The organism is Pseudomonas sp. MWU349, from assembly GCF_017947325.1.
Classification (GTDB): domain Bacteria; phylum Pseudomonadota; class Gammaproteobacteria; order Pseudomonadales; family Pseudomonadaceae; genus Aquipseudomonas; species Aquipseudomonas protegens.
Window position 1 is genome coordinate 296,202 of sequence record NZ_JAFEVP010000003.1, and the last position, 11,917, is coordinate 308,118.

Sequence of the window (11,917 nt, forward strand, 5' to 3'; positions counted from 1 at the left end):
GATCGGCCTGCGCCAGCGGCTTTTTTTTCGCTGATCTACCAAGGATTTCTTTCATGTCCCGTCTTCGTCCCATGCCCCGGCTGCTGGGGGCACTGACCCTGGCCCTGGTCACCCTGGCCGGTTGCAGCTCGCTGTCTGAACCGCCGCAACCGGTGGCGGTGAACATCGTCGCCATCAACGATCTGCACGGCTACCTGCAAGCCAACCCCTTCAGCTACAAGGACCCCCAGGCTCCGGGCGGCGTGCGCAAGCTTGCGGCCGGCGGCATCGCGACCCTGGGCGGCATGCTTGCCCAACTGCGCCAGCAGGACCCGCAACTGCTGTTCATCGGCGCCGGCGACCTGGTGGGCGGCAGCCCGCCGCTGTCGGCCATGTGGGCCGACGAGCCGACCCTGGACGCCCTGCGCCAGATGGGCATGAAACTCAGCGCCATCGGCAATCACGAACTGGACAACGGCAAGGCCGAGTTCCTGCGCCAGCTCAACGGCGGTTGCCAGTCGTCGCGGCCGGACAAGGCCTGCCAGTTCCGCCCGAACTATGCCGGCAGCGGCTTCCCCTACCTGGCGGCCAACCTGCTGGACAGCGACACCGGCAAGCCGTTGCTGCCGGCCTACCGCATCGAAGAGGTGCGCGGGGTCAAGGTGGCCTTTGTGGGGGCGGTGCTGCGGGACGTGGCCTCGGTGGTCAGCGCCAAGGGCATGCGCGGTTTGCAGGTGGCCGACGAAGCCGAATCCATCAACAAGCTGATCCCCGAACTCAATGCCCAGGGCGTCAACGCCATCGTCGCCGTGGTGCACCAGGGCGGCTCGACCCCGGAGCCGTTCGACAAGCAGGACTGCTCGCAGCTCGGCGGCGATATCGTCGACGTTGCCAAGCGCCTGGACCCGGCGGTGGACGTGCTGATCAGCGCCCACTCGCACCAGGGCTACCTGTGCAAGGTCGGGCCGCTGCTGGTGACCCAGGGCAATTCCTACGGCCACCTGCTGACCCACCTGACCCTGCAAGTGACCCCGGGCCAGCACCGGGTGGCGAGCATCCAGGCCCTCAACCTGGTGGCCGATCCGGCCCGTTATCCACAGGACCCGGCCCTGGCGCAGTTGCAACAGGAGGTCGAGGCCCGCAGCAACCAGGTGCTGCTCAAGCCGGTGGGGGCGATTGCCGCCTCGCCGATTGCCCGGCGCGCCGACGCGGCCGGGGAAATGCCCATCGGCGACCTGATCGCCGACGCCCATCTGGCCGGCGGCCGGGCCAATGGCGCGCAGATCGCCTTCATGAACACCGGCGGCATTCGTAGCGACCTGGCCCTGGAGCCCGGGCAGACCCAGGTCAATTACGGGCAACTGGCGACCTTGCAGCCGTTCAACAACAACCTGATCGCTTTCGACCTCACGGGCCGAGAGATCGAACAGGTGCTCAACCAGCAATGGAAGGGCGCGGACGATGCCAACATCCTGCAAGTGTCCCAGGGCTTCACCTATCGCTGGGACCCCAAGCGCCCGCCGGACAGCCGTGTCGTACCCGGCAGCGTGCGCCTCAACGGCAAGCCGCTGCAGGCCGGCGCGAACTACCGGCTGGTGATGAACGGCTTCCTGGCCGATGGCGGCGACCGCTTCAGCCTGTTCAAGAGCGGCCGCAACCGCAGCGACCTGGGGGTCAGCGACCTGGAGGCGATGCTGCACTACCTCAAGGACATGGATCAGCAGGGCAAGCCCGTGGGTTCCAGCACCAGTGCCGGGCGCATCCAGCGATCCCTGTAACGAGCGCTGTAGCCGCTGCCGAGCCTGCGAGGCTGCGAAAAGGTCCGCAGGGCCTTGCTTGACGGTCTTCCGTCAAGCCTCCTGCGGCCTCACAAGCGCCTCGATCTTCGCCTGAGTGCCGCCCAGCCCGATCGCAGCCTGCGGCACTGGCTACAGGGGATGCATCGGGCGGGAGGCGTTTTTGCCGGCCTGAAAATATTTTCAAAAAAATGCTGAGGTCTTTGCCTGCGACATACGTGTAGTGCTTGAAAGTGCGACTAATTCGCATTCAAGGTGCTTTTACACACGAGTCTCCAGCATGAAGTCCAGGGCAAATTCGGCGGTAAACGGTTCGGTCAAACGGTGGTTCGGCGCTTCGGCGCTGGTGGTTTCGGGGTTGGCCCTGCTGCCCCTGAGCGTGGCATTGGCGGCCCAGGCCGGCAGCGAGCAGCACAGTGCGCTGTTCAACTTCGCCATCGCAGCCAAGCCGCTACCCCAGGCCCTGAGCGATTTCACCCGGGTCACCGGGATCAGCGTGGTCTACACCGACGAGGCGCCCTACAACCTCAAGGCCCCGGCCGTCACTGGCCAGCTCAGTGCCGATCAGGCCTTGCAGCGTCTCTTGGGCAATTCCGGTTTCACCTATCGCCACAGTGACGCCCATACCCTGGTTCTCGAACCCCTGCCCCAAGGTGCCGGGCTGAACCTGGGGACTTCCAGCATCACCACCCAGGGCGTCGACGAAAGCACCAGCTACCAGCCGCCGGCCACCACCTCGGTGGCCCGCACCCAGGCGCTGAACCAGGAAATCCCGCAGATCATCAACGTGATCCCGGCCCAGGTGCTGCGCGACCAGACCCCGCGCAACTTGGATGACGCCCTGAAGAACGTCAGTGGCATCACCCAGACCAACACCCTGGGCGGCACTCAGGACGCGGTGCTGCTGCGCGGCTTCGGCGACAACCGCAACGGCTCGATCATGCGCGACAGCATGCCGGTGGTGCAGGGGCGCTCCCTCAACGCCACGGCCGAGCGCGTGGAAGTGATCAAGGGCCCGTCCTCCCTGCTGTACGGCATCCAGGACCCGGGCGGGGTGATCAACATCGTCAGCAAGAAACCCGAGTTGCAGCAGTCCACGGCCCTGACCGTGCGCGGCTCGACCTACGGTTCGGGCAAGAACGGCAGCGGTGGCAGCCTGGACACCACCGGGCCGCTGGGGGATTCCGGGCTGGCCTACCGGCTGATCGTCGACCACGAAGACGAAGACTACTGGCGCAACTTCGGCACCCACCGCGAATCCCTGGTGGCACCGTCCCTGGCCTGGTACGGCGAGCGCACCAAGGTGCTGCTGGCCTATGAGCATCGCGAATTCCTGACCCCGTTCGACCGCGGCACGGCCATCGACCCCAAGACCAACCACCCGCTGGACATCCCGGCCACCCGGCGCCTGGACGAGCCGTTCAACAACATGGAAGGGCGTTCGGACCTGTATCGTTTCGAGGTCGATCACGAGCTCAGCGACGACTGGAAGGCCCACTTGGGCTACAGCTGGAACCGTGAAACCTACGACGCCAGCCAGGTGCGCCTGACCGCGGTGAACGCCAATGGCACCCTGACCCGGACCATGGACGGCACCAAGAATGCCCTGACCACCGACCGCTATGCCACCGTCAGCCTGGAAGGCAAGGTGCAACTGGGCGGCATGCAGCACGACCTGGTGTTCGGCCTGGACGACGAGTACCGCAAGATCTACCGCGCCGACCTGATCCGCGGCAAGAACACCAGTTTCAATTACCTCAACCCGGTGTATGGCCAGCAAGTGGCGGGGACCAACGTCAGCGCCCCGGACAGCGACCAGACCGACCTGCTGCGCAGTGACTCGCTGTTCTTCCAGGATGCCATCCACCTCACTGACCAGTGGATCCTGGTGGGCGGCGGGCGTTTCCAGGAGTACGACCAGTACGCGGGCAAGGGCCGGCCGTTCCACGCCAATACCGACAGCAACGGGCAGAAGTTCGTGCCCCGCGCCGGCCTGGTGTACCGCTACACCGACCAGCTGTCGTTCTACGGCAGCTACACCGAGTCGTTCAAACCCAACTCCAGCATTGCCCAGCTGGCCGGCGGCAGCGTGGTGCTGGACGGCTCCATCGCACCGGAAGAAGCCAAGTCCTGGGAACTGGGAGCCAAGCTCGACATTCCAGGGCGCATCACTGCCAGTGCGGCGTTGTTCGACATCACCAAGCGCAATGTGCTGGTGACCACCGCCACGGCCTCCGAGACTGTCACCAGCGTGGCCGGTGAAGTGCATTCCCAGGGCCTGGAGCTGGACCTGACCGGGCAGCTCACCGACCAGTGGAGCCTGATCGGCAGCTACGCCTACACCGACGCCGAGGTGACCAAGGACACCCAGTACAAGGGCAAGCAACTGCAGAACGTGGCCAAGAACACCGGCTCGCTGTCGGCGGTCTACGACTTCGGCAGCCTGATCGGCGGCGACCGCCTGCGGGTCGGCGCCGGTGCCCGTTATGTCGGTGAACGCGCCGGGGATGCGCCCAACAGCTTCGACCTGCCGGGCTACACCGTGGCCGATGCTTTCGCCACCTACGACACCCGGGTCGAAGGGCAGAAGGTCAAGTTCCAGCTCAACGTGAAGAACCTGTTCGACAAGACCTATTACACCTCTTCGGTGAGCAAGTACTTCGTGTCCCTGGGGGACGCTCGCCAAGTGTCGCTGTCCAGCACCCTGGAGTTCTGATGAAAGCCCTGACCCTGAGTGTGCTCCTGGCGTTCTGTGGCGTGGCCCAGGCGGCCGCGCCGGCGGATGAGCGCCTGTACCACCGCGAACAGCAAGTGCAACTGCCGGGCTCCGGCAGCAGTTGGGGCTTTATCGCCCTGGACCCGACCCGGCCTTACCTGTTCCTGGCCCGCCGGGAAAACGGCCTGAGCGTGTTCGATGTGGACAAGCAGCGCCCGGTGCGCACCCTCGAACAGTCCCGGGGCGCCAATGGTGTGGTGTTGGTACCGGAGCTGGACCGCCTGCTGGTACTCAACACCGACGGCAGCCTGGGGGTGGTGGAGTTATCCACATTCAAGCCGCTCAAGCGCATCACCGTGACCCAGAGCAACCTCAACAGCGCGGTGTACGAGCCGCGCACCGGGCAGGTGATCATTGTCAGCGGGCGCCGGGCCGATCGTTCCACCCTGTTCGTCTTCGATCCCAAGGAAGAGCGTATCACCGCCGCCCACGAGCTGGCGGTGAAGAAGATCGACCCCTTGCTGCTCAAGGGCGATGGCAGTTTCTTCTTGCCGATGCGCGATGAGGGCATCGTCGCGCGGCTGTCCTCCAGCAGCTTCAAGGTCCTGGACCGCTGGCAATACCCCGACTGCCCGCGGCCCAGTGCCCTGGCCCAGGATGAACAACGGGGGCGGTTGTTCGTCGCTTGCCGTGGTGAACGGCCAGTGCTGCTGGTGCTCGACCGCGACAACGGCGCGCTGAAAGCCAGCCTGCCCATTACCCGGGACGTCAACGCCCTGGCCTACGACCCGCAGGCCCAGCGCTTGCTGATCGCCAGCGGGGTGGACGCCAACCTCAGCGTCGTCGCCCAGCTCGATGCCGACCGCTACCAGCTCCTGGGTAGCGTCAGCACCCAGCCCATGGCCTACAACATGGCGTTCGACCCGCGTACCCGGCGGGTCTACCTGGCGGCCATGGACTTCACCCAGCCAGCCGCGAGCCCGGCCGAACCCAAGCCGGACCCGCTGTTTCATGCCAATACCTTCAAGGTGCTCACCCTGGCGCCCTAGGGCCTGGGGCGCTAGCGCAGGAACGCCAGGCGGTAGTCTCCCGGCGTGCCCCCCAAGGCGTGGCGGAAGCGATTGCTGAAGTGGCTGGCACTGGCAAAACCACAGGCCAGTGCAATCTCGCCCAGGGGCTGGGCGGTGGTGCGCAGCAGGTGCCGGGCCCGGCTCAGGCGTCGGGCTAGCAGGTATTGGTGGGGCGGCAGGCCGAAGCTTGCACGGAACATGCGGGCGAAGTGGTATTCGGAGAGGGCGCACAACCCCGCCAGCTGGCCCAGGCTCAGGGGTGCGTCCAGCTGGCTGTCGATGTAGTCCACCAGCAGCCGTCGCTGGTGTGCGGCCAGCCCGCCCTTGAGCCGGGCCCCCTGGCGCAGGCCCACTTGATTGAGCAAGGCATGGCTGAGCATCTCGTGGGCCAGGCTGCTGGTCAGCAGGCGCTCGCCGGGTTCGTCCCAGTTCAGGCGGACCAACTGTGCAAAGCGTTGGGTCTGCTCGGGGTCGTCGAGAAAGGTGCTTTCGCGCAGTTGCAGTTCCCGGGGCTCGCGATCCAGCAGGGTGATGCAGCCCAGGGCGAACTGCTCCGGGCTGAAGTACAGATGGGCCAGGCGAATATCACCGTTGATCACCCAGGCCGACTGGTGCTCGGCGGGCAGGATGCACAACTTGCCCGGGCCGCCCTTGCTGCCCGGCTGGTCGCGGCGGAAGGTGCCGGTGCCGCCGGCCAGGTAGCAGGACAGGGTGTGATGGCTGGGGGCCTCGTACTCCTGGGCATCGTGATGGTTGCTCCACAAGGCTGCGGACAAGCCGTCACCGAGCTCGGCGCTGTGCTCCAGGCGAGCATTGGGCGAGCGGTTCAGGGCTTGGAAGACTTGCAGGGTATCCAGTGCGTGCATGGTGGGGCGTCAACATGGGTGCGGCTGCCGGTGTTCTGCATGCTACTCCGTAGCCCGTGCGCTGCCAGCCCCGGGCGGATAAAAAGCGCAAGTTTGTGCAAGCGCACAAGGCCGGCGGGGCGTGACACTGCAGTCCTGACAAAGGAGTCGCGCCATGAACCTATCGCTGTACCTGTTGACCGTGCTGATCTGGGGCACCACCTGGATCGCCCTGAAACTGCAACTGGGGGTGGTGGCGATTCCGGTGTCCATCGTCTATCGCTTCGCCCTGGCGGCCCTGGTGCTGTTCGTCCTGTTGCTGCTCAGCCGCAAGCTGCAGCCAATGAACCGCCGTGGCCACCTGATCTGCCTGGCCCAGGGCCTGTGCCTGTTCTGCATCAACTTCATGTGTTTTTTGCACGCCAGCCAGTGGATTCCCAGTGGTCTTGTCGCCGTGGTGTTTTCCACCGCGACCCTGTGGAACGCCCTGAATGCGCGGGTGTTCTTCGGCCAGAAGATCGCCCGCAACGTGCTGCTGGGCGGCGGCCTGGGGCTGCTGGGGCTGGGGCTGCTGTTCTGGCCGGAGCTGGTGGGCCACAGTGCCAGCCCGCAAACCCTGCTGGGCCTGGGCTTGGCCCTGCTGGGCACCTTGTGCTTCTCGGCGGGCAACATGCTGTCCAGCCTGCAGCAGAAAGCCGGGCTCAAGCCGTTGACCACCAATGCCTGGGGCATGGCCTACGGCGCGACGATGCTGGCGGTGTATTGCCTGTTCCAGGGCATCGCCTTCGATGTGGAATGGAGCACCCGCTACATCGGCTCACTGCTGTACCTGGTGATTCCGGGCTCTGTCATCGGCTTTACCGCCTACCTGACCCTGGTGGGGCGCATGGGCCCGGAGCGCGCGGCCTACTGCACCGTGCTGTTCCCGGTGGTGGCGCTGAACGTCTCGGCCTTTGCCGAAGGCTATCAGTGGACCGCCCCGGCGCTGGCCGGGCTGGTGCTGGTGATGCTGGGCAACGTCCTGGTGTTTCGCAAACCCAAACCTGCCTCTGTAGCCGCTGCCGAGCTCGCGAGGCTGCGAACGGCGGCGCAGCCGTCGCAAAACCGGGCGACCTGATTCTGCCGGGCTATCGCTGAAGGTCCTGCGGACCTTTTCGCAGCCTCGCAGGCTCGGCAGCGGCTACAGGGGGGATGGGCCGTGCGTGGTCAGCCCTTCCACACCTGCGGGTTGACCAGGTCCTGCGGCCGCTCGCCCAGCAGGGCACTGCGCAGGTTGCTCATGGCGCGCGCGGCCATGGCGTCGCGGGTTTCATGGGTGGCCGAGCCAATGTGCGGCAAGGTCACTGCGTTCTTCAGCTGGAACAGCGGCGACTCCGCCAGCGGTTCCTTCTCGTACACATCCAGGCCGGCGCCACGGATCTGGCCCTTCTGCAAGGCTTCGATCAGCGCCGGTTCATCCACCACCGGCCCGCGGGAAATGTTCACCAGGATCGCGCTGGGCTTCATCAGTGCCAGTTCGCGATGGCTGATCAGGTGCTTGGTCTTTTCGCTCAACGGCACCACCAGGCAGACGAAATCCGCCTCCGCCAGCAGTTGCTCCAGGCTGCGAAACTGCGCCCCCAGCTCCTGCTCCAGGGCCGCCTTGCGGCTGTTGCCGCTGTAGAGGATCGGCATGCCGAAGCCCAGGCGCCCACGGCGGGCGATGGCCGCGCCAATGTTGCCCATGCCGACGATGCCCAGGGTCTTGCCGTGCACGTCGCAGCCGAACAGTGCCGGGCCGACGCTGGCCTGCCATTGCCCGGCCTTGGTCCAGGCGTCCAGCTCGGCCACTCGGCGGGCGCTGCTCATGAGCAGGGCGAAGGCCAGGTCGGCGGTGCTTTCGGTGAGCACGTCCGGGGTGTTGGTGAGCATCAGCCCGCGTTCGTTGAAGTAGGCCAGGTCATAGTTGTCGTAGCCCACCGAGATGCTCGATACCACTTCCAGGCGTGCGGCGTTTTCCAGCTGCGCACGGCCCAGCTTGCGGCCGACACCGATCAGGCCGTGGGCCTGGGGCAGGGCTTCATTGAATTGCGCGGCGATGTCCCCGTGCTTGGGGTTGGGCACTATGACCTCGAAATCCTGTTGCAGGCGTTCGGTCATCTCGGGGGTGATGCGGCTGAAGGCAAGTACAGTCTTTTTCATCGCGCGAAGGCTCGTCAGGCGGGGAGAATGCCAAGCACGCTAACATTTTTGCCGCCGCCACCAAAGCACCCCGCCACGAGCCTGCATGTGTAGGAGCTGGCTTGCCAGCGAAGGCGGCATCCAGGCTTGCACAGGACGTGCGGGCTTCTTCGCCGGCAAGCCGGCTCCTACGGGGGATGGGCCGGCGTTTGGGGGAGGGGCGTACATCGTGTAGGAGCTGGCTTGCCAGCGAAGGCGGCATCCAGGTTTGCACAGGATGTGCGGGCTTCTTCGCCGGCAAGCCGGCTCCTACGGGGGATGGGCCGGCGTTTGGGGGAGGGGCGTACATGGTGTAGGAGCTGGCTTGCCAGCGAAGGCGGCATCCAGGCTTGCGCAGGATGTGCGGGCCTCTTCGCCGGCAAGCCGGCTCCTACGGGGGATGGGCCGGCGTTTGGGGGAGGGGCGTACATCGTGTAGGAGCTGGCTTGCCAGCGAAGGCGGCATCCCGGTTTGCACAGGACGTGCGGGCTTCTTCGCCGGCAAGCCGGCTCCTACAGGTGGGGCGGTGGTCTGGGCGGGGCGCCCCGTGGTCAGGTGGCCAGGCGTGCGCCGGTCAGGCTGCCGCTCAGTTCATAGGCCGCCAGTTCCGTCTGGTGCGCGGTGAGGATCTCCGGCAGCGAGCCGCGCAGGTATTCGACCCAGGTCTTGATCTTGGCGTCCAGGTACTGGCGCGACGGGTAGATGGCGTACAGGTTCAGCTCCTGGGAGCGGTACTTGGGCATCACCCGCACCAGGGTGCCGGTGCGCAAACCCTCTATAGCCGCATACACCGGCAACACCCCGACCCCCATGCCGCTGATGATCGCAGTCTTCATGGCATCGGCGGAGTTCACCAGGAACGGCGAGCTGTTGATGGTGACCATTTCCTGGCCTTCCGGGCCGTCGAAGGTCCACTTCTCCAGGGGAATCACCGGGCTCACCAGGCGCAGGCAGGCATGGTTCAGCAGCTCGCTGGGCTTTTGCGGGCAGCCGTTGGCTTTCACATAGGCCGGCGAGGCGCAGACGATGCTGTAGGTCATCCCCAGGCGCTGGGAGACGAACCCCGAATCCGGCAGCTCCCGGGCCAGGACGATGGACACGTCGTAGCCCTCGTCCAGAAGGTCCGGCACACGGTTGGCCATGGTCAGGTCGAAGGTCACGTCCGGGTGGGTCTTGCGGTAGCGGGCGATGGCGTCGATCACGAAGTGCTGGCCGATGCCGGTCATGGTGTGCACTTTCAACTGCCCGGCGGGGCGGGCGTGGGCGTCGCTGGCCTCGGCCTCGGCTTCTTCGACATAGGCCAGGATCTGCTCGCAGCGCAGCAGGTAGCGCTTGCCGGCCTCGGTCAGGGCGATGCGGCGAGTCGTGCGGTTGAGCAGGCGGGTTTGCAGGTGCGCCTCTAGATTGGAGACGGCGCGCGAGACGTTGGCGGTGGTGGTGTCCAGCTGCACCGCGGCGGCCGTGAAACTACCGGCTTCGGCAACACAACTGAAGGCGCGCATGTTTTGCAAGGTGTCCATGGGGTGCTCTCAAGGGAGATTGCAAATTGTGACACGAAGTTTCTGTTTTTACAGGCGTACAGGGATACGACCAAGGGATTATCGCGTTTACGGTAACAAAGATTCACAGGAATCCCAGCTTATCGCCGCCACGACCGCCCCCTAGAATTGCGCCGATCCCTAGGAGCCGGCAGGCCGGCGATCCGCGCAACGCGGTGTAGCAGGCGTATCGCTGCGCCGGCAAGCCAGCTCCTACGAGAGAAATACTCCCCCCCGATCTTCAGGAATTCGCAGCAGTGCCGCGTCGCATCAGCAGAGGGTTCAAGACCCTCAGTGTTTGGGCTTTATCGTTAGCAATCAGCGGCTGCATCGGAACCGGAGGCATTGCCCCACAAGGCAAGACACTTCCCGCTAATACATTGGCCACCGACGAGGCGATCAAGAGCGCCGCGCGAGATGCCCACTGGCCCAGCGCCCAGTGGTGGCAGGCCTATGGCGACCCGCAACTGGACCGCTGGATCAGCCTCGCCTTGCAGGGCAGCCCGAGCCTGGCCATGGCCGCCGCCCGGGTGCGCCAGGCCAAGGCCATGGCCGGTATTGCCGAGTCGGCCGAGTCGTTGCAGATCAAGGGTGACGCCACCCTCAAGCGCCACAACTGGCCCACCGATCAGTTCTACGGCCCCGGCGCCCTGTCCAACAGCACCACCTGGGACAACAACGCCGCCCTGGGTTTCAGTTATGCCCTGGACCTCTGGGGCCGGGAAAGCAACAGCACCGAGCGCGCCGTGGACCTGGCCCACATGAGCGTGGCCGAAGCCCGTCAGGCCCAGTTGGAACTGGTGAACAATGTGGTGCGCAGCTATATCCAGCTGTCCCTGCACTTCGCCCAGCGCGATATCGTCGCGGCCACCCTCAAGCAGCAGCAACAGATCCTCGAACTGGCGCAACGGCGCCTGGACGGCGGCATCGGCACCCATTTCGAAGTCAGCCAGGCCGAGGCGCCGCTGCCGGAAACCCATCGCCAGCTGGACGCCCTGGACGAAGAAATCGCCCTGACCCGCAACCAGCTGGCGGCCCTGGCCGGCAAGGGCCCGGGGGAGGGTGCGCAATTGCAGCGGCCAAGCCTGTCCCTGGGCGCCGCGCTGAAACTGCCTTCGGCCCTGCCCGCCGAACTGCTGGGCCAGCGTCCGGACGTGGTCGCCAGCCGCTGGCAAGTGGCGGCCCAGGCTCGCGGTATCGATGTGGCTCACGCCGGCTTCTACCCCAACGTCGACCTGGTGGGCAGCATCGGCTTCATGGCCACCGGCGGTGGGGCCCTGGAGTTCCTCACCGGCAAGAAGCTCAACTACAACGTCGGCCCGGCCATCAGCCTGCCGATCTTCGACGGCGGGCGCCTGCGCTCGGAGCTGGGTGAAGCCTCGGCCGGCTACGACATGGCCGTGGCCAGGTACAACCAGACCCTGGTGGATGCACTGAAAAGCATCTCCGATCAGTTGATCCGCCGCGAGTCCATGGACAAGCAGCAAGCCTTCGCCGCCGAGTCGGTGGCCGCGGCGCAGAAGACCTACGACATCGCCACCGTGGCCTTCCAGCGCGGCCTGACCGACTACCTGAATGTGCTCAACGCCCAGAGCCTGCTGTTCCATCAGCAACAGGTGCAGCAGCAGGTGCAGGCCGCACGCCTGACGGTCCAGGCGGACCTGGTCACGGCCCTGGGCGGCGGGCTGGAAGCCGGCCGCGACGTCCCCGCGCAAGACCGCCTTGAGGCACCCAAGACCCCCGCGGCCCTGGCCGTGTTCGACCATTGAAGCAG

At 65.9% G+C, this 11,917-nt stretch carries 8 protein-coding genes; 5 read left to right on the forward strand and 3 right to left on the reverse strand.

The genetic code is table 11. The features are described from left to right. Positions 1-53: 53 nt before the first annotated feature. The 3 genes from KCG88_RS13455 (at position 54) to KCG88_RS13465 (ending at position 5,540) form a co-directional block, all read left to right on the forward strand. Positions 54-1,757, forward strand: a complete 1,704-nt coding sequence (locus KCG88_RS13455) for a bifunctional metallophosphatase/5'-nucleotidase (protein ID WP_210712532.1) — start codon at positions 54-56, stop codon at positions 1,755-1,757. 298 nt (positions 1,758-2,055) lie between these two features. Next, positions 2,056-4,491: a TonB-dependent receptor gene (locus tag KCG88_RS13460; RefSeq protein WP_047283986.1), complete on the forward strand. Its 2,436-nt coding sequence runs from the start codon at positions 2,056-2,058 to the stop codon at positions 4,489-4,491. Continuing rightward, on the forward strand, positions 4,491-5,540 hold the full coding sequence (locus KCG88_RS13465; RefSeq protein ID WP_047335739.1) for a hypothetical protein: 1,050 nt from the start codon (positions 4,491-4,493) through the stop codon (positions 5,538-5,540). Before KCG88_RS13460 ends, KCG88_RS13465 begins: the two co-directional genes overlap by 1 nt. An 11-nt stretch (positions 5,541-5,551) precedes the next feature. On the opposite strand, the gene KCG88_RS13470 is transcribed toward KCG88_RS13465, so the two are convergent. Further along, the gene (locus tag KCG88_RS13470) at positions 5,552-6,427 is read right to left on the reverse strand and encodes an AraC family transcriptional regulator (RefSeq protein ID WP_210712533.1); all 876 of its coding nucleotides are present in this window, start codon (positions 6,425-6,427) and stop codon (positions 5,552-5,554) included. 154 nt (positions 6,428-6,581) lie between these two features. Between KCG88_RS13470 and KCG88_RS13475 the strand changes: the two genes are divergently transcribed. Then, positions 6,582-7,523 carry a DMT family transporter gene (locus tag KCG88_RS13475; protein WP_210712534.1) on the forward strand — a complete coding sequence of 314 codons (942 nt, stop codon included), beginning with the start codon at positions 6,582-6,584 and terminating at the stop codon, positions 7,521-7,523. 89 nt (positions 7,524-7,612) lie between these two features. On the opposite strand, the gene KCG88_RS13480 is transcribed toward KCG88_RS13475, so the two are convergent. After that, complete coding sequence (locus KCG88_RS13480; RefSeq protein ID WP_011059355.1) at positions 7,613-8,587, reverse strand: D-glycerate dehydrogenase; 975 nt, start codon at positions 8,585-8,587, stop codon at positions 7,613-7,615. Between the two features lie 569 nt (positions 8,588-9,156). After that, the gene (locus KCG88_RS13485) at positions 9,157-10,125 is read right to left on the reverse strand and encodes a LysR family transcriptional regulator (RefSeq protein ID WP_047283991.1); all 969 of its coding nucleotides are present in this window, start codon (positions 10,123-10,125) and stop codon (positions 9,157-9,159) included. Between the two features lie 275 nt (positions 10,126-10,400). Here KCG88_RS13485 and KCG88_RS13490 point away from each other — a divergent pair, with 275 nt between their 5' ends. Further along, positions 10,401-11,912 carry an efflux transporter outer membrane subunit gene (locus KCG88_RS13490; RefSeq protein ID WP_210712535.1) on the forward strand — a complete coding sequence of 504 codons (1,512 nt, stop codon included), beginning with the start codon at positions 10,401-10,403 and terminating at the stop codon, positions 11,910-11,912. Positions 11,913-11,917: the final 5 nt, after the last annotated feature.